The organism is Geodermatophilus sp. SYSU D01180, from assembly GCF_054050415.1.
Map to the genome: position 1 here is coordinate 462,209 of NZ_JBJGZH010000001.1, position 19,071 is coordinate 481,279.

Annotated in this window: 11 protein-coding genes and 1 pseudogene; 10 read left to right on the forward strand and 2 right to left on the reverse strand. The window is 75.9% G+C overall.

The window, feature by feature from the left end:
- Positions 1-6 precede the first annotated feature (6 nt).
- Positions 7-875: pseudogene (locus tag ACI8AA_RS02035) on the reverse strand (alpha/beta hydrolase).
- 456 nt (positions 876-1,331) lie between these two features.
- Here ACI8AA_RS02035 and ACI8AA_RS02040 point away from each other — a divergent pair.
- Positions 1,332-2,342, forward strand: coding sequence for a DUF222 domain-containing protein (locus ACI8AA_RS02040; RefSeq protein ID WP_457042849.1), 1,011 nt, complete (start codon positions 1,332-1,334; stop codon positions 2,340-2,342).
- Positions 2,343-2,375: 33 nt separating this feature from the next.
- Here the strand turns inward: ACI8AA_RS02040 and ACI8AA_RS02045 are convergent, their stop codons facing one another.
- Positions 2,376-3,197 (reverse strand): IclR family transcriptional regulator, encoded by an 822-nt coding sequence (locus ACI8AA_RS02045; protein WP_457042850.1) that lies wholly within the window; start codon positions 3,195-3,197, stop codon positions 2,376-2,378.
- Between the two features lie 217 nt (positions 3,198-3,414).
- Here ACI8AA_RS02045 and ACI8AA_RS02050 point away from each other — a divergent pair, with 217 nt between their 5' ends.
- The 9 genes from ACI8AA_RS02050 to ACI8AA_RS02090 all read left to right on the forward strand — a co-directional run bounded on the left by ACI8AA_RS02050 (position 3,415) and on the right by ACI8AA_RS02090 (position 19,020).
- On the forward strand, positions 3,415-5,007 hold the full coding sequence (locus ACI8AA_RS02050) for an ABC transporter substrate-binding protein (RefSeq protein WP_457042851.1): 1,593 nt from the start codon (positions 3,415-3,417) through the stop codon (positions 5,005-5,007).
- A gap of 76 nt (positions 5,008-5,083) precedes the next feature.
- Positions 5,084-6,025 (forward strand): ABC transporter permease, encoded by a 942-nt coding sequence (locus tag ACI8AA_RS02055; RefSeq protein WP_457042852.1) that lies wholly within the window; start codon positions 5,084-5,086, stop codon positions 6,023-6,025.
- Positions 6,022-8,037, forward strand: a complete 2,016-nt coding sequence (locus ACI8AA_RS02060) for a dipeptide/oligopeptide/nickel ABC transporter permease/ATP-binding protein (protein WP_457042853.1) — start codon at positions 6,022-6,024, stop codon at positions 8,035-8,037. The genes ACI8AA_RS02055 and ACI8AA_RS02060 overlap by 4 nt, the downstream gene beginning before the upstream one ends.
- A complete protein-coding gene (locus ACI8AA_RS02065; protein WP_457042854.1) occupies positions 8,034-9,050 on the forward strand; it encodes an oligopeptide/dipeptide ABC transporter ATP-binding protein in 1,017 nt (338 codons plus the stop codon). Before ACI8AA_RS02060 ends, ACI8AA_RS02065 begins: the two co-directional genes overlap by 4 nt.
- 89 nt (positions 9,051-9,139) lie before the next feature.
- A complete protein-coding gene (locus tag ACI8AA_RS02070; protein ID WP_457042855.1) occupies positions 9,140-11,788 on the forward strand; it encodes a family 78 glycoside hydrolase catalytic domain in 2,649 nt (882 codons plus the stop codon).
- A complete protein-coding gene (locus tag ACI8AA_RS02075) occupies positions 11,785-12,705 on the forward strand; it encodes an alpha/beta hydrolase fold domain-containing protein (RefSeq protein WP_457042856.1) in 921 nt (306 codons plus the stop codon). The genes ACI8AA_RS02070 and ACI8AA_RS02075 overlap by 4 nt, the downstream gene beginning before the upstream one ends.
- Positions 12,702-15,329: a family 78 glycoside hydrolase catalytic domain gene (locus ACI8AA_RS02080; protein WP_457042857.1), complete on the forward strand. Its 2,628-nt coding sequence runs from the start codon at positions 12,702-12,704 to the stop codon at positions 15,327-15,329. Before ACI8AA_RS02075 ends, ACI8AA_RS02080 begins: the two co-directional genes overlap by 4 nt.
- Complete coding sequence (locus tag ACI8AA_RS02085; RefSeq protein ID WP_457042858.1) at positions 15,326-16,795, forward strand: family 43 glycosylhydrolase; 1,470 nt, start codon at positions 15,326-15,328, stop codon at positions 16,793-16,795. Before ACI8AA_RS02080 ends, ACI8AA_RS02085 begins: the two co-directional genes overlap by 4 nt.
- Entirely contained in the window at positions 16,792-19,020 is a 2,229-nt protein-coding gene (locus ACI8AA_RS02090) for a glycoside hydrolase family 3 C-terminal domain-containing protein (protein WP_457042859.1), read from the forward strand. The genes ACI8AA_RS02085 and ACI8AA_RS02090 overlap by 4 nt, the downstream gene beginning before the upstream one ends.
- The last annotated feature ends 51 nt before the right edge of the window (positions 19,021-19,071 follow it).

The window sequence follows — 19,071 nt, forward strand, 5'->3', positions numbered from 1 at the left end:
GCACGGTCACGCGGACACCGGGACGACGACGCGCTCGCCGACGACCGTCTCGGCCATGAGCGCCAGCGCACGGTCGACCGGCTCGACGTCGGCCGCGGGCACGTTGAGGAAGCCGTGCAGCATCCCGGGGACGAGCACCTGCCGGACGTCGACGCCGGCCAGCGCGAGCGCCGCGGTGAACGCCTCGGCGGAGGCCCGGAGGTCGTCGTACTCGGAGTTCAGCAGCAGGACCGGGCACATGCCCTCCAGGACGGCGTTCGCCGGCATCGCGTACCCGTCGGCCCGGCTCTCCGGCCCGCCCAGGTAGTTCCGGGTGATCGACGCCCGGTCCTCCGGCAGGAAGCGCAGCAGCCGGGGGACCTCGGCCATGAGCGCCGCGAGCGCGGCCGACGGCGCGGGGACCACCGCGTGCAGCGTCGTGTAGGCGAGGACCAGCGCCGCGGGCACCCAGTCGTCGTCGTCGCGCAGCCGCAGCGCGGCCCCGGTGGCCAGGTTGTCGCCGGCGCTGGCGCCGCCGACGGAGATGCGCGCGGGGTCGACGCCAGGGTCGCGGCGGAGTCGCGCACCCAGCGGACGGCGGCGACGGCGTCGTCGTGGGGGACCGGGTAGGTGACCCCGCCGACGCACAGCCGGTAGTCGACGCTCACGACGACGGCGCCGGCCCGCTCGCAGACCTGCCGCGCGGTCCAGTCGGCCTCGGGCATGTCCAGGTCGCCCATCCGGAACGCGCCACCGTGCAACCAGACGAGGCAGGGGCGGTCGGCGCCGCCGCCGTCGGGCTCGTACACCCGGACCGGGACGTCGCCGTGCGGACCCGGCGCGGACGCCGGCCGGGTGGCGACGGCGGGCGGCGGCGGGGCGCCCTCGATCGACATGAACGCGTCGAGGCGGGCGCGCTGCTCCGGATCGGCGAGACCCCGCTCGAAGGACTCGATGCCCTCCAGCAGGTGAAGGTCCGCGGCGATGGCGGGGTGGATCGGCACGGGTCCTCCGGGGCTCGACGGTGGTCCGCGTCACCTTCGTCAGCGCGAGGCCGGTCCGGCCATCCCCGTGCCATTGGCCGGCAGGGCGAGGCGTCGCGGATTCCCCGTCAACGGCCGCGTCGGAATCTGTGGACGAGCCGCTGAGCTGCGGATTCAGGTCGCGGGAGGTTGTCTGGTCGGCTAGGCTTCGATCATGTGTTCGGATGGACAGGGAAGCGGTGACGTCCTCGACGACGTCGCCGCGCTGGTCGCCGAGCGCAACCGAACCGACGCCCGTCTCGCTCGTCGGGTCCGGGCAGCCGAACTCGAGCAGGCGCCGGAACGGGACGGCCTGAGGTCGATGGCCTCGTGGCTGCGTGGGCACGCCGGCTCTCGGTCCCCGAGGCCTCTCGGCTGGTGCGCAACGGCCGCGCGCTGGAGCACCTGCCGGCACTCGCCGAGGCGCATGACGCGGGCCTCGTGTCGGCCGAGCAGGTGGCGGTCGCGGCGCAGGCGGTCACGCCGGAGCGGCTGTCCGTGGCCGCGGCCGCCGGGATCGACCTGGCTGTCATCGACGCGGTGTTCACCGAGGTGGCCCTCGAGCGTGATCACAAGGACCTGGTGCAGGTCGTCGCGCACTACCTGGACGACCTCGACCTCGACGGGCCCGAGCCCGACCCCACCCAGGGGCGGTCGCTGACGCTGTCCCGGCACGCCGACGGCAGCCTGTCGATCCGCGGGCACCTCGACGCCGTGGGCGGCGAACGGCTGCAGACCGCCCTCGAGGCGCACGGGCAGGCCGACCGGCCCGCCGGCGACGAGCGCACCCGCGCCCAGCGCCTCGGTGACGCCCTGGTGCAGCTGTGCGACAACACCCTCGCGTCGGGCGCGGCACCGGTGCTGCGCGGCACCAGACCTCAGGTGATCGCCCCGATCGCGCTGGAGGACCTGGCCACCGGCCACGGCAGCGGGCAGCCCGGATCCGGGGCGGTGATCTCCGCGGCCAAGGCCCGCCGGCTGGCCTGCGACGGCGCCATCGCCCGGGTCGTGTTCGGCCCCGACGGCGCACCCCTGGGCCTCGGCCGGGAGCAGCGGCTGGCCAGCCGGCACATCCGCCGCGCCGTGGAACTGCGTGACGGCGGGTGCGTGTTCGCCGGCTGCGACGCCCCGACCTGGTGGGCCGACGTCCACCACCTCGTCCACTGGGCCGACGGCGGCGAGACCTCGCTGGAGAACTCGGCGCTGCTGTGCGAGCGGCACCACACGAAGGTCCACCACGGGTTCCGCGTCGAGCGACAACCCGACGGGCGATGGCGCACCCACCGACCGGACGGCAACGAGATCACCGTCCCCGCCCCACTCCTGACCCCCGCCGCCTGAGCGCTCCTGCACGCCCACGCCCGCGGGGCAGCCTCAGCGGCCGGGGCCGAGGGGGCGCCGGGCGCCGAGCCCTCGGGAGATGGCGCGGGCGGCGGTGCGCACCGCGGGGCCGAGCACGCGGGCGTCCGCGCCCTCCTGCGGCACGACGACGGAGACCGCGGCGGCCAGCCGGTCGGTGGCGTCGAAGACCGGCGCGGCCACCGAGACGATCGGCCGGGGGACGCGGCGGCGGAAGTGGGCCAGCCCCTCACGGCGGACCTCGGCCAGCGTGCGCCGCAGCGCCGCCTCCGACACCGGCGTGCGCTCGGGCTCGTGCACCAGCGGCCGGGCCAGGTACTCCTCCTGCACGTCGGGGTCGGCGTAGGCCAGCAGCACCAGGCCGACGCCGGTGGAGTGCAGCGGCAGCCGCCCGCCCACCTGGTACAGCACCGGGATCGCCGCGTGCGCCGAGAGCCGCTCGAGCAGCACGGCGTCCCCGCCCTCCCGGACGGCGAGCAGCACGTGCTGGCGGGTGACCTCCTCCAGGTCGCCGAGGAAGGGCATCGCCACCTGCCGCAGGCCGCGCGCGCGGGGCGCGAGCGAGGCCACCTCCCACAGTCGCAGCCCGACGGTGAACCGGCCCTCGGCGTCGCGCTCGAGCGCGCCCCACGCGACCAGCCGGCCGGCCAGCCGGAGCGTCGAGCTGGTCGGGATGCCGCTGCGGCGGGCCAGTTCGCCCAGCGTCAGCGACGGGCGGGTGGCGTCGAAGGCGGCGAGCAGGGCGAGGGCGCGGTCGACCACCGGGTCGCCCTGCGGTGGCCGCTTGCCGCGGACCCGCGTCTCGGGGCCGGGTCCGTCCGTAGCGGGGGCGTCCACCGGGCCGTCGTCCACCGGGCCGTCGTTCACCGGGAGGACGCCCGTCCGTTGCCGATGAGGCCCGCACCACACTCGTTTTCCATTGACCGGCATTGTGCCTGACGCCACAGCGCAGTCGTCCTCATCGTCTTGGGGCAGTCGGGCGGAGCAGCCCGCACGGCCGCCGGTCGGCCGTCCAGACCCCTCGCGTCCGTCGAGGATGAGGAGCCAGGACACGATGCATCGACTCACCTTCCGGTCCCGCGCCGCGGGCACGCGGCCCACGACCGTCCGCCTCGGCGCGGCGACGCTCGCCCTCGCCACGGCCGCCACGCTGGCCGCCTGCGGCGGCAACGGCGGTGGTGGCGGGGCCGCCAGCGCCAGCGAGGAGGGCACGCTGACCTTCGCCTACGACGCCGACGCCGCGCCCACCGGCTACGACCCGCTGCTGTACTCGCAGGGGCAGTTCACCTTCTTCGCGGCGCTCTACGACGCGCTGTTCGTGACCGCTCCCGACGGCACGGTGGAGCCGAGCCTGGTCACCGAGTTCTCCAACAACCCCGAGAACACCCAGACCACGCTGACCCTGCGCGAGGGCGTCACCTTCACCGACGGGTCCCCGCTGGACGCCGAGCTGGTCAAGGCCAACCTGGACCGGCGCAGCGACCCCGAGCTCGAGGCCTACGGCGCGCTGGCACCGGGTGGTGCCAGCGAGATCACCGACGTCACGGTGCAGGACCCGCGGACCGTCGTCATCACCTGGGCGCAGCCGCAGGCGACGCCGGAGAACAACCTGGTGGACACCGCCGGCGTCATCGTCGGGCCCGAGGGCATCGCCGACCCGTCCTCCCTGGAGACGACGCCGGACGGCTCGGGCGCCTACACGCTCAACGCCGACGAGACGACGCGGGCGAGCACCTACACCCTCGACAAGAACGACGAGGCGTGGGCCGCCGACGAGTGGGTCTACGACAGCATCGTCTTCGACGTCATCACCGACCCGCAGGCGCTGGCCAACGCGGTCGTCTCCGGCCAGGCCGACGTCGCCACGATCCTCGACCCCACCACGATCGACCTGGTCGAGCAGCGGCAGAGCACGGTCAGCGTGGGCGGCACCATCGTCGGCTTCCCGGTGACCGACAAGACCGGCGCGACCAACCCGGCCTTCGCCAGCGAGCAGGTGCGGCAGGCGCTGCTGTTCGCCACCGACCGCGAGACCCTGGTCGGCGACCTGCACGACGGGTCGCGGGCGACCTCGCAGCTGTTCCCCGAGGGGGCCCCGGGCTTCGACCCGGCACTCGACGAGGAGTTCGGCTACGACCCCGACAAGGCGCGGCAGCTGCTGGCCGAGGCCGGCTACGCCGACGGCGTCGACGTCAACCTGACCGTGCTCGGCCAGCCCGACGAGGACGTCATCGCTATCCAGAGCCAGTGGGCCGAGGTGGGGATCCGGCTGAACTTCACGACCGCCACGTCCACCGACCAGGCCTTCGCCGCGGTGCGGACCGACCCGGTGATCTGGGGTCCGTTCGCGGTCGGCGCCAACCCGGCGGGCTTCGTCGCCGGTGTCGTCTACGGCGGCTTCATGAACATGCAGGGCGCCACCGAGCCGGAGATCGAGGGCTCCCTCGGCGCGGCCCTCGGTGCGACCGGTGACGCCCAGGAGCAGGCCCTGACCGACCTCAACCGGGCCATCACCAGCAACGGCTGGTTCGTGCCGGTGTACGAGGACTTCACCTACGCCGGCTACAACGCCGAGTCGGTCTCCGAGCCGGCCTTCGCCGGGACCAACAACTACCTGGTCCTGTCGGCGATCCAGCCCGCCAGCTGAGGTCCCGCCGGTGGCCGCGGACCCTTCTGCGGCCACCGGCCCCTCCTCGCCCACCCACTGACACGAGGGACCCCAGATGCTCGCCTACGTCGCCCGGCGACTCGCCCTGGCGGTCGGCACGGTGCTCGCCGCTGTCGTGATCGTCTTCCTGCTGGTGCACGCCAGCGACAGCACCCCGGGGGCCGTCCGCCTCGGGCCCGGGGCCACCGCCGAGCAGATCGCCGCCGAGAACGAGGCGCTCGGCTGGAACGACCCGCTGTGGGTGCAGTTCGCCGACTACGTCGGCCGGCTGGTGCAGGGCGACCTGGGCACCTCCCTCGTCGACGGCCGGGACGTCAGCGCCGACCTGGCCGACCGCCTGCCGGTCACCGCCGCGATCGCGCTGCTCGCCACGCTGCTGTCCGGCGTGCTGGGCGTCGTCCTCGGCGTCACGGCCGCCGTCCGCGGCGGGCGGCTCGGCCGGCTGGTCACCACCGGCAGCGGCGTCGCGCTCTCGCTGCCCGCCTTCTGGGTCGGGATCCTGCTCGTCTACCTGCTGTCCCTGCAGCTGGGCTGGTTCCCCGCGACCGGCTACACCGAGTTCGCCGCCGACCCGGCCGGCTGGATCACCAGCCTGGCGATCCCCGTGCTCACCCTGACCGTCGGCGGCACGGCGATCATCGCCCGCACCGCCGCCGCCGGGATGCGCGAGGCGCTGGCCCAGGAGCACGTCCGCACGCTGCGCGCCATGGGGACGCCGCCGTGGCGGATCCGCTACGTACACGCGCTGCGCTACGCCAGCGTGCCGGTGGTCTCCACGCTCGGCATCCAGTTCATCGCGCTGTTCGGCGGCTCGGTGATCATCGAGAACCTCTTCGCCCTGCCCGGCCTCGGCCAGGCCAGCCAGGCGGCCGCGTCCTCCAGCGACTTCCCGGCGCTGGTCGGCGTCGTCGTCGTCGCGACCGTGGTCGTCGTCGTCACCAACCTGCTGCTCGACCTCGTGGTCGCGGCGCTGGACCCGAAGGTGCGCACGTCATGAGCGTCCTGCCCCTCCCCGGAGCCGAGGTCGCGGCCGACGAGGTCGCCACCGCGCCCGTCCCGCCGGCCCGCCGCCGTCGCGGCCTGCCCGGCTTCCTCCGCCGTCCCGGCGGGGTCTTCGGCGCCGCGTGGCTGACGTTCGTCGTCGTCGCCTCGCTCACCGCCCCGCTGTGGCGGCCCTACGACGTCACCGAGCAGGACACCGCCAACCGGCTCGCGCTGCCCTCGGCCGAGCACTGGCTGGGCACCGACCCGCTCGGCCGCGACCTGCTCTCGCGCATCTTCACCGCCGGCGCGCTGCCGCTGCTCTCCTCGGCGCTGATGCTGGTCGTCGCGTTCGGCATCGGCCTGCCGCTGGCCCTGATCGCCGCCGAGCGCGGCCGCCGCGCGGAGCGGGTGATCAGCCGGGCGACCGAGGTCCTGCTCGCGCTGCCCTCGACGATCCTGCTGCTGGCGCTCATCGGCGTCATCGGCAACCGGCTCTACCCGGTGATGGCCGTCCTCGGGGCGCTCATCTCCGCCGCGGTCTACCGGGTGCTGCTCGGCGTCGCCCAGTCGGTGCGCCAGCGGCTCTACGTCGACGCCGCCCGGGTCAACGGCCTGGGCTCGCTGCGGGTGAACCTGCTGCACGTGCTGCCGTCGATGGCCACGGTGGTGGCGGTGCAGGCCGCGCAGCTGTTCGGCATCGGCCTGCTCATCGTCGCGGGCCTCGCGTTCCTCGGTTTCGGCCCGGCCGAGCCCGAGCCGAGCTGGGGCTTCATGATCCAGGACGCCTCGGGCTATATCTACAACGCGCCGTGGCTGATGGTGCCCACCGGCCTGGTGCTGGCGCTCACCGTCGTGGCGGCCAACGAGCTCGCCGACGCGATCGCGGGCACGACCGCCGGGAGGCCCGTCCCGAGGCGCCGCCGCCGGCCGCTGCGCCGCGCCGTCGAGGCGGCCACCACGGTGCCCGCCGACCCGGAGGCGGTGCTCGACGTCCGCGACCTCACCGTCTCCGTCGACGACGGCCCGGACCTGGTCACCGGCGTCTCCTTCTCCCTGCGGCAGGGGCAGGTCCTCGGCCTGGTCGGCGAGTCCGGCTGCGGCAAGACGATGACCGCCCGCTCGCTCCTGGGGCTGCTGCCCGACGGCGTCTCGGTCACCGGCGGCTCGATCCGCTGGCAGGGCCGGGAGCTGGCCGGGCTGTCCGAGGCCGAGCTCAACCGGGTCCGCGGCCGGGAGATCGCGATGATCTCGCAGGAGCCGATGGTCGCCCTGGACCCGATGTTCTCCGTCGCCTCCCAGCTGACCGGCCCGATCCGCCGGTACCGGAAGGTCGGCCGGGCCGAGGCCCGGCGCATGGCGGCCGGCCTGCTGCGCGACGTCGGCATCGTCGACGCCGAGCGCGTGCTCAGGAGCTACCCGCACCAGCTGTCCGGCGGCATGGCGCAGCGGGTCTGCATCGCCCTCGCGCTCACCGGCGAGCCGAAGCTGCTCGTCGCCGACGAGCCGACCACCGCCCTCGACGTCACCGTGCAGGCGGAGATCCTGTCGCTGCTGCGGGCGCTGGTGCGCGACACCGGCCTGTCGGTCGTCATCGTCAGCCATGACCTCGGCGTTGTCGCCGACATCTGCGACTCCGTCGCCGTCATGTACGCCGGCGAGGTCGTCGAGTCCGGCACCGCCGCGGCCGTGCTCGACGAGCCGGCGCACCCGTACACGATGGCACTGCTCGGGGCGAACCCCCACGTGCCCGAGGGCGAGCCGGTGCCCGAGCGGCTCGCCTCCATCGCCGGCACCGTCCCGCCGCCCGGCTCCTGGCCGGCCGGCTGCCGGTTCGCCACCCGCTGCCGGTTCGCGGAAGGGCGGTGCACCGCCCCGTTCCCGGCGCTGCCCGCGCACGGCGAGGGATCCGTCCTCTGCGTCCGCGTCGACGAGCTCGGCCGCGGGCACGCCACGTGGGAGCCCGAGTCCGCCGGCGACGAGACCCGTGTCCAGGAGCCCGCCCCGACCGCCGGAGTGTCCGCATGACCGCCCCCGCCGGGACCGCGCCCGTCGCGGCCACCACCACGCCCGCGCTGGAGATCCGCGACCTCGTCGTGCGCTACGGGTCGGGACGGAAGGCGCGGCAGGCGCCACCCGCGATCGACCGGGTCAGCCTCGACATCGCCCCCGGCGAGACCGTCGGTCTGGTCGGGGAGTCCGGCTCGGGCAAGTCGACGATCGGCAAGGCGGTCCTCGGGCTGCAGCCGGCGACGGCCGGGACGATCCGGGTCAACGGCCAGGACGTCACCCGGATGTCGCTCAAGCAGCGCAGCCGCCAGGTCGCCGACCTGCGGGTCGTCTTCCAGGACCCGTACTCCTCGCTCAACCCGGCGCGCACCATCGGCCAGACGCTGGTCGAGCCGCTGCGTCTGATGGGCGTGAAGGGCCCGGAGGCGCTGGCGCGGGCGCGGCAGGGACTGGAGTCGGTGGGCCTGCCCGGCGACGCCGTCGACCGCTACCCGTCGCAGTTCTCCGGCGGCCAGCGCCAGCGCATCGCCATCGCCCGCGCGCTGGTCTGCGACCCGAAGGTCGTCGTCCTCGACGAGCCGGTCAGCGCGCTGGACCTCTCCACCCAGGCGCAGGTGCTCAACCTGCTCGCCGACCTGCGCGACCAGCACGGCCTGGCGTTCCTGTTCATCGCCCACGACCTCGGCGTCGTCCGGTTCCTCGCCCAGCGGACGGTGGTCCTCTACCGCGGGCAGGTCATGGAGACCGGGCCGGTCGAGGCGGTCAGCCGGGCGCCGCGGCACCCGTACACGGTGGCGCTCACCGCCGCCGCGCCCGTGCCGCGGCCGGCCGAGCAGGCCGCCCGCCGGGCCGCTCGCGAGGCCGCCGGGTTCGGCACCGCCGGCGCGGCGCAGCCCGCGGCCACCGGCTGCCCCTTCGTGCCGCGCTGCCCGCTGGCGACCGACGTCTGCGCCGAGCAGCGCCCGCCGCTGCGGCTGGTGGAGGGCACCGAGGCCGCCTGCCACCACGCCGAGTCCGTCCCCGTCCTGTGATGAAGGACCCCCGTGCCCCCCACCGCTCGCACGCTCGCGGCGGGCCCCTGCACGAGGGCCGTTCACAGACCTCACTCGACAGGAGACGGATGTCCTCCGCCCCCCACGGCCTGCGGGTCGAGCACCTCGACGAGCCGCTCGGCATCGGGACGACGTCGCCGCGGCTGTCCTGGCGGCTGCCCGGCGGCGCCCGCGCGCAGCAGGCGTACCGGCTCACCACAGACGACGGCTGGGACTCCGGCTGGGTCGAGGACGACCGGCACGTGCTCGTCCCGTGGCCCGGCCCGGCGCTGCGCTCCGCCCAGCGGGTCACCTGGCGGGTGCGGGTGCGCACCGACCTCGGGGAGAGCCCGGTGTCCGGGCCCGCGGAGTTCGAGACCGGCCTGCTCGAGGCGCACGACTGGCAGGTCGAGTGGATCGAGCCGGGGAGCGTCCCGGCCGGCCCGGCGGGGGAGCGGGCGGCCGTCCTGCTGCGGTGGGAGTTCGACGTCGACCGGCCGGTCGCGTCCGCCCGGCTGTACGCCACCGCGCAGGGGCTCTACGAGGCGTTCCTCGACGGCGCCCGCGTGGGCGACGCCGAGCTCACCCCCGGGTACACCCAGTACGACCAGCGACTGCAGGTGCAGACGCACGACGTCGGACCGGTGGGCGAGGGCCGGCACGCGCTGGCCGTCGTCCTCGCCGACGGCTGGTTCCGCGGCCAGACCGGCGTGACCCGGTCCGCCGACCAGTGGGGCGACCGCACCGCGTTCCTCGCCCAGCTGCACCTGACCGCCGACGACGGCACGGTCACCGTGGTCGGCACCGGCCCGGCCTGGCGCAGCACGACCGGGCACGTCCTCGCCGCCGACCTCATCGCCGGCGAGCGCTGGGACCTGCGCGCCCTGCCCCGCGGCTGGGACACCCCCGGCTTCGACGACGCCGGCTGGGACCCGGTCACCGTCGGGCAGCACGGCTTCGCCGGCCTCGTCGACTCGCCGGCCCCGCCGGTGCGCCGGGTGGAGGAGCTGGTGCCCGTCGCGGTCACCCGGCTCCCGGGCGGCGCCCAGGTGGTCGACCTCGGGCAGAACGTCAACGGCTGGGTGCGGCTGACCGACCTCGGCCCCGCCGGCACCACGCTCACGCTGACCCACGGCGAGTGGCTCGCCCCCGACGGCGACGTCACGGTGGCCAACCTCGAGCCCGACCTGCCGTTCCTGCCGCACCCGCTGCCCGCCGGCCAGGTCGACGTCGTCGTCTCCGCGGGCGTGCCCGGCGAGGTCTTCGAGCCGCGCCGCACCACGCACGGCTTCCGCTACGTGCGCGTCGAGGGGCACCCGCGCGACCTCACACGGGACGACGTCCGCGGCGTCGTGGTGCACACCGACCTGCGCCGCACGGGCTGGTTCTCCTCCAGCGACGAGCGCGTCGACCGGTTCCACGAGGCCGCGGTGTGGAGCTTCCGGGACAACGCCTGCGACGTCCCCACCGACTGCCCGCACCGCGAGCGGCACGGCTGGACCGGCGACTGGCAGCTCTACGTCCCGACCGCCGCGTTCCTCTACGACGTCGCCGGCTTCTCCACCAAGTGGCTGCGCGACGTCGTCGCCGACCAGTGGCCCGACGGCACGGTCGCCAACGTCAGCCCGTGCCCGCGCGGTGAGGGCCGGGACAGCCCGGTGTCCTTCCTCACCGGCTCGGCCGGCTGGGGCGACGCGGTCGTCATCGTGCCGTGGGAGCTGTACCGCGCCTACGGCGACGCCCGGGTGCTGGAGGAGACCTGGCCCGCGATGGTCCGCTGGCTGGAGCGCACCGAGCGGATGGCCCGCGACCGGCGGCACCCCGGGCGCGCCGCCCGCCGTCCCGAGGCCGCGCCGCACGAGCGGTGGCTGTGGGACACCGGCTTCCACTGGGGCGAGTGGCTGGTCCCCGGCGAGGAGGTCGGCGACTTCGGCGCGTTCGTCGCCGCCGACGAGGGCGTCGTCGCCACGGCGTACTACGCGCACAGCGCGGAGTCGATGGGCCGGATCGCCGCGGTGCTCGGCCGGGACGACGACGCCGCGCGTTACGCCGAGCTGGCCGGGCACGTGCGCGCCGCCTGGCGGGCCGAGTACCTCGACGACGACGGGCGGCTGGTCTCCGACACCCAGGCCGACCACGTGCGGGCGCTCGCCTTCGGCCTGGTGCCCGACGAGCTGCGGCCGGCGGTCGCCGAGCGGCTGGTCGAGCTGGTCCGCAAGGCCGGCACGCACCTGGGCACCGGCTTCCTCGCCACGCCGCTCCTGCTGCCCGTCCTCGCCGACGCCGGCCACCTCGACGTCGCCTACGAGCTGCTGCTGCAGGACACCGAGCCGGGCTGGCTGGTCATGGTCGACCGCGGCTCGACGACGGTCTGGGAGCGGTGGGACGGCGTGGACGCCGACGGCGTGCCGCACGAGTCGCTCAACCACTACTCCAAGGGCGCGGTCGTCACCTTCCTGCACCGGTACACCGCCGGGATCGAGCCGGTCGAGCCCGCGTACCGCCGCTTCCGCGTCCGGCCCCGCCCCGGCGGCGGGCTCACCTCCGCCGCGGCGGCGCACGAGTCGCCGTACGGCCGGATCGAGTCCGCCTGGCGCATCGAGGACGGCGTCCTGACCCTGCGCGTCGCCGTCCCCGCCGGCAGCGAGGCGGAGGTCGTCCTGCCCGACGGGACGGCGCACCCGGCCGGCCCCGGCACCCACACGTTCACGAGCACCCTGGAGGACGGTCCGCGATGAGCGCCCCCGAGTGGACCGGCCCCGCCCGGTTCCTGCCCCCGCCGCCGGCCACCCGGCGCGACGACGGCGTCCGGCACGTCTCCGGCGCCACCTACGCGGTGGCCTTCGGCTACCGGCCGCTGCAGCTGGACGTGTGGGTGCCGCCGACCGCGGAGCCCGCGCCGCTCGTGGTCTGGGTGCACGGCGGCGCGTTCATGACGGGTGACCGCCGGTACCTGCCCGAGACCCTGCGCGAGGGCCGGGTCTTCGACGCGCTCCTCGACGCCGGCCTCGCCGTCGCGACCGTCGACTACCGGCACGCGCTGGAGGCGCCGTTCCCCGCGCAGTTGCACGACGCGAAGGCCGCCGTGCGCTGGCTGCGCCGGTTCGCCGGCGAGCTCGGGATCTCCACGGAGCGCATCGGCGCCTGGGGCGAGTCGGCCGGCGGGCACATCGCGGCGCTGCTCGGCCTCACCGCCCACCGCGCCGACCTCGAGGGCGGCCACGGCGTCGTCGGGGAGTCCAGCGCGGTCGACGTCGTCGTCGGCTGGTACGGCCTGGCCGACCTGGAGACGATGCCGCGCACCGACCCGCCGCCGCAGGTCGCCGCGCTGCTGCCCGAGGAGATGCGGGTGCCGCCGGAGGACCACCTGCTGCGCGGGCTCACCGACGCCACCCGCGCCGACGCGAGCCCGGTGAACCACGTCCGCGCCGACTCCCCGCCCTTCCTGCTGCTGCACGGCACCGCCGACTGGCTGGTGCCGTGCGCCCAGAGCGAGCAGCTCGCCGCCGCGCTGGAGGCCGCCGGCGCGCCGGTGACCCTCGAGCCGGTCGAGGGCGCCGGGCACATCTGGCTCGGGCACGACGACGTCGACGGGATCGTCGACCGCTCCGTCCGGTACCTCGCCGAGGCCCTGCTCGGGGAGCGCGTCCGATGAGCGACGTGACCGTCGCGCCCGTCACCGTCGAGCACCACCGCGAGCCGCTCGGCATCGGCGAGACCACCCCGCGGCTGTCCTGGGTGACCGCCACCGAGCTGCCCGGCTGGCGGCAGGCCGCCTACGAGCTGGAGATCGGCGACTGGTCCTCCGGGCGGGTCCCCTCTGCCGACTCGGTGCTCGTCCCGTGGGGCGCGCCCCCGCTGGCCGGTCGCGAGCGGCGCACCGTCCGGGTCCGGGTGTGGGGCACCGGCGACGCCGAGCCGTCGGCCTGGAGCGAGGAGGTCGCCGTCGAGGCCGGCCTGCTCGACCCGGCCGACTGGACGGCGCAGCTGGCCCAGCCGGTGCTGCCCGAGCCCGGCGGCACCGGCGAGCCGGTGGCCCTGCTGCGCCGCGAGTTCACCCTCGACGAGCCGGTGGTCCGCGCGCGGCTGTACGCGACCGCGCGCGGGCTGTACGAGGCCGAGATCGACGGGGTGACCGTCGGCGACGACGTCCTGGCGCCGGGCTGGACCAGCTACCGGCACCGGCTCCGGTACCGGACGTACGACGTCACCGCGCTGCTCACCGAGGGCCGGCACGCGCTCGGCGTCACCCTCGCCGACGGCTGGTACCGCGGCCACCTCGGCTTCACCGGCGGCCGGCACCTCTACGGCGACCGCACCGGCGCGTTCCTGCAGCTGGAGGTCGAGCACCCGGACGGGACCCGCACCGTCGTCACCACCGACGGCTCCTGGCGCTCGGCGCTCGGCCCCGAGACGCGCGCCGACATCTACAAGGGCGAGACCGTCGACCTCCGCCGCGAGCTCCCCGGCTGGTCCACCCCCGGCTTCGACGACGCGGACTGGACGCCGGTGGAGATCGGCGAGCTGGACGTGACCACCCTCGTCGCCCCGACCGGCCCGCCGGTCCGCAGGACGCAGACCCTGCCGGTCCGGGACATCACCACCTCGCCGTCGGGGAAGGTGCTCGTCGACTTCGGCCAGAACCTGGTCGGCCGCATCCGGTTCGCGCTGCCCGACGCGCCCGCCGGCACCGAGATCACCGTGCGGCACGCCGAGGTGCTCGAGCACGGGGAGCTCGGCACCCGCCCGCTGCGCGGCGCCGACGCGACCGACGTCGTCGTGCTCGACGGCCGCGGCCCGCGGACCTGGGAGCCGCGGTTCACCTTCCACGGCTTCCGCCACGCCGAGGTGACCGGCTGGCCGGGCGAGCTGCGGCCCGGTGACCTCGAGGCCGTCGTCGTGCACACCGACATGCGGCCCACCGGCACGTTCACCTGCTCCGACCCCGACGTCACCCGGCTGCACGAGAACGTCGTGTGGGGCATGCGCGGCAACTTCGTCGACCTGCCCACCGACTGCCCGCAGCGCGACGAGCGGCTGGGCTGGACCGGCGACCTCGAGGCGTTCGCGCCGACCGCAGCGTTCCTCTACGACACCGCCGGGATGCTGCGCTCCTGGCTGGCCGACCTCGCCGTCGAGCAGCTCGAGGAGCACGGCGGCGTCGTCCCGCTGTACGTGCCGTTCGTCCCGCTGCTGCCGTTCCCCGTGGGGGCCGAGGCCGGGTGGGGCGACGCCGCCGTCGTCGTCCCGTGGGTCCTCTACGAGCGGCACGGCGACGCCGGCGTGCTCGCCGACCAGTGGGCGTCGATGACCGCCTGGATCGACGCCTTCGCCGGCGCGGCCGGGGAGGAGCTCGACTTCGCCGGGGTGCCGCTGATGCTCGGCGACTGGCTGGACCCGACCGCACCGCCGGAGAACCCGGCCGCCGCCCGCACGCCGTGGCCGCTGGTCGCCACCGCCTACCTGGCCCGCTCGGCGCGGATCGTGGCGCAGGCGGCCGCGGTGCTCGGGGAGGACGGCGCCCGGTTCACCGCGCTGGCCGAGCGGGCGGCCGGGCGCTTCCGCGCCGAGTACGTCAGCCCCAACGGCCGCGTCGCCTACCCGGCGCAGACGGCGTACGCGCTGGCCCTCGCCTGCGACCTGCTCACCCCGGAGCAGCGGGCGCACGCCGGGCGGCTGCTCGCGCGGCAGGTGCTCGACGACGGCTTCCACATCGGCAGCGGCTTCCTCGGCACGCCGTTCGTCACCGACGCGCTGACCGGGGCCGGGGAGGTCGCGACGGCGTACGAGCTGCTGCTGCAGCGGGAGTGCCCGTCGTGGCTGTACCCGGTGACGATGGGCGCGACGACGGTGTGGGAGCGCTGGGACTCGATGCTCCCCGACGGCAGCATCAACCCCGGCGAGATGACCTCGTTCAACCACTACGCCTACGGTGCGGTCGCCGACTGGCTGCACCGCACGGTCGCGGGCCTCGCCCCGGCCGCGCCCGGCTACCGGCGGATCCGGTTCGCGCCCCGCCCCGGCCCGGGCATCACCTCGGCGGCGGCCACGCACGAGACGCCGTACGGCACCGCGGCGGTGTCGTGGACGCTGACCGGCGGGACGGCGTTCGCGCTCGAGGTCACCGTGCCGCCGAACACGACGGCCGAGGTGTCGCTGCCGGACGGCAGCGCGCCGGTGGAGGTCGGGTCGGGCCGGCACACCCTCGCCTGCGCGATCGAGGAGCCGCGTCCGGTCGAGCGGCCGAGGCCGTTCTTCGACCCGTCCGCCCACCCGTGACCCGTCGTCCCGTCGTCCCCGGCTTCCACCCCGACCCCAGCGTCGTCCGGGTCGGGGACACCTACTGGATGGTGCACTCGTCGTTCGAGTACGCCCCGGGCGTCCCCCTGTACCGCTCGGCCGACCTCGTGTCGTGGGAGCCCGTGGGGCACGTGCTGGCCCGCCCGTCGCAGCTCGACGTCTCCGCGGCGCCGGGGTCGGGCGGGATCACCGCACCCACCCTGCGGTGGCACGACGGCCGGTTCTGGATGGTGACCACCAACCTCGCCGACGGCGGGTGGCAGCTGCTCACGTCCGCCGAGGACCCGCTGGGCGGGTGGTCGGAGCCGGTGCGGATGCCGGAGGTCCGCGGCATCGACCCCGACCTCGCCTGGGACGACGACGGCACCCTGCTCGTCTCGTACGCCGGCTTCGGCGCCGGCGGCCCGGCCGGGCTGGTGCAGCAGGCGGTCGACCCGGCCACCGGTGCCGCGCTCACCGAGCGGCGGCGGCTGTGGCAGGGCACCGGCGGGAGGTTCCCGGAGGGGCCGCACCTGTACCGGGTCGGCGACCTCTGGTACCTGCTGATCGCCGAGGGCGGCACCGAGCGCGGGCACGCGGTCACGATCGCCCGCGGCCCCTCGCCGGCCGGGCCGTGGGAGCCGTGCCCGGCCAACCCGCTGCTGACCGCCCGCGGCACCGACGCGCCGGTGCAGAGCACCGGCCACGCCGACCTGGTGCAGCGCCCGGACGGGAGCTGGGCGGTCGTCTTCCACGGCGTGCGGCCGCGCGGGACCAGCCCGGAGTTCCACGTCCTCGGCCGCGAGACGTTCGCCGCCGAGGTGGAGTGGGCCGACGGCTGGCCGCGGCTGGGGGAGTGGCTGACCCCGCCGGGCAGTGCGGGAACCGTCGAGGAGGACCTCACCGGCCCCGCCTGGGTCGCGCCCCGGCGGTTCCCCGGGCAGCTGCTGAGCCGGGTCGACGGCGGCCGGCGGCTGGCCGCGGCCGGCCCCGACCCGGCGGGCGAGGACCTCGCCTTCGTGGGCCGGCGGCAGGAGCACCTGCACGCCCGGTTCCGCGCGGCGGTGCGGGTGGACGGCGTCGGCGGGCTCACCCTGCGGATCGACGCCCGGCACCACCTCGACGTCGAGGTCGACGGCGACCGGGTGCGGGCGGTGGCGCAGGTCGGCCCGCTGCGCTCGGCCCTGGGCGAGGCGGCCGCGGGGCCGGAGGCGGTGCTGGAGATCCGCACCGAGCCGGCCACGGGCCACTTCTCCGCGACCACGCTCGGCCCGGACGTCGTCGTCGCCGGCGTCGTCGGGCCCGGCGGCTTCGCCGAGCTCGGCCGGCTGGACGGGCGCTACCTCTCCACCGAGGTCGCCGGCGGGATGACCGGCCGGCTGGGCGGCGTCTGGTGCGCCCGCGGCTCGCTCGTGGTGCGCTCGTTCGCATACGCCGGCGCCGACGACCCGCAGGAGCTCCCGTGACCGACCTCGACGGCCTGCCCCTCGAGCGGAGGGCGACCCTGCTCTCCGGCCAGGACTTCTGGTCGACCCCGCCGGTCGAGGAGGTGGGGCTGCCCTCGCTGGTCCTGACCGACGGCCCGCACGGCGTGCGCCGCCAGGAGGGCGACTTCGGCGGTCCCGGCATCACCCGCAACCTGCCGGCCACCTGCTTCCCGCCCGCGGTGGCGGTGGGCAACGGCTGGGACCCCGCGGTCGCCGAGCGGATCGGCACGGCGATCGGCCGGGAGGCGCGGGCGCTGGGCGTGCACGTGGTGCTCGGGCCGGGGGTCAACATCAAGCGGTCGCCCCTGGGCGGGCGGAACTTCGAGTACTACTCCGAGGACCCGCTGCTGTCCGGGGTCCTCGGCGCGGCGCACGTGCGCGGGCAGCAGGCCGCGGGCGCCGGCGCCTCGGTCAAGCACTTCGCGGCGAACAACCAGGAGACCGAGCGCATGCGGATCAGCGCCGAGGTCGACGAGCGGACGCTGCGCGAGATCTACCTGCCGGCCTTCGAGCGGGTGGTCACGGAGGCGGCGCCGGCCACGGTCATGTGCGCCTACAACAAGGTCAACGGCGTCTACGCGTCGCAGAACCGCTGGCTGCTCACCGAGGTGCTGCGGGAGCAGTGGGGCTTCGACGGCGTCGTCGTCTCCGACTGGGGCGCCGTCGACGACCGCGCCGCGGCGCTCGCCGCCGGGCTGGACCTGCAGATGCCCGGCGACCGCGGCGCGGGCGACCGGCGGGTGGTCGAGGCGGTGCGGGCCGGGGAGCTCGACGAGGCGTACGTCGACGCCAGCGCCGCCCGGGTGGCCGCCCTCGCCCGGTACGCCGGCGGGCCGGTCGAGGAGGTGGACGTCGAGGCGCACTGCGCGCTGGCGCGGGAGCTGGCCGCGGAGTGCGCGGTGCTGCTGCGCAACGAGGGCGGCACCCTGCCGCTGTCCCCGGGCACCCGCGTGGCCGTCGTCGGGGAGTTCGCCCGCACGCCGCGCTTCCAGGGCGGTGGCAGCTCGAACGTCACCGCCACCCGGGTCGAGTCCGCGCTCGACACGATGCGCGCCCTCGCCGGCCAGGAGCTCCCGTTCGCGCCCGGCTCCGGTCCTGGCGACGACGCCGCGGCACTCCGGGAGGAGGCCGTGGCGCTGGCCCGCGACGCGGAGGTCGCCGTCGTCTTCCTCGGCCTGGCCGACGCCGACGAGTCCGAGGGCTTCGACCGGACGACGATCGACCTCCCCGCCGCCCAGGTCGAGCTGGTCCGGGCGGTGGCCGCCGCGGCGCCGCGGACGGTCGTCGTCCTGTCCCACGGCGGGGTGGTGTCGCTGGAGGGCTGGCACGACGACGTCGACGCGATCCTCGACGGCGCGCTGCTCGGGCAGGCCGGCGGCGGCGCGCTGGCCGACCTGCTGTACGGCGTGGCGAACCCGTCGGGCCGGCTGGCCGAGACCGTGCCGCTGCGGCTGGAGGACTCCCCGAGCTCCCTGTCCTTCCCGGGTGAGCAGGGGCGGGTCGTCTACGGCGAGGGCGTGCTGGTCGGCTACCGCGGGCTGGTCACGCAGGGCCGGGCGGTGCGGTACCCATTCGGGCACGGGCTCTCGTACACGTCGTTCGCGACGTCGGACCTGCGGGTCGAGCCCACCGGCGCGGACACCGCCACCGTCGCGGTGACCGTGACCAACACCGGCGACCGGGCCGGGAGGCACGTCGTCCAGGTGTACGTGTCCACGGCGGCCGGGCCGGTGCGCCGCCCGCTGCGGGAGCTGCGCGCGTTCACCAAGGTGGGGCTGGAGCCGGGGGAGAGCCGCGAGGTGACGCTGGAGCTCGGCCGGCGGGCGTTCGCGTACTGGGACGTCGTCGAGTCCGGCTGGCTGGTGGCGCCCGGCGAGTACGCGGTGCAGGTCTGCGCCGACGCGGAGACCGTGCTCGCGGAGCGGACCGTGACCCTGGCCGGGGACGACCTGGTGCGGGTGCTGACGATGGACTCCTCGGTCGGCGAGTGGTTCACCCACCCGGCCGCCGGCCCCGCGCTGGTGGAGGCGCTGACCGCGACCATGCCCGCGGACGCCGCCTCGCCCGCCGAGCAGGCGATGATGCTGCAGATGATCGGCTCGATGCCGATGCGCCGGTTCGCCACCGACTTCGGCGCCGCGCTGCCGCAGGACCTGCTCGACCGGCTGGTGGCCGAGACCGCCGCCGCCCGCGCCACGCACTGACCCGTGGCGCCCCGCGCGCCGTGGCCTGTCGTCCGGCTCGGCGGTCGTGCC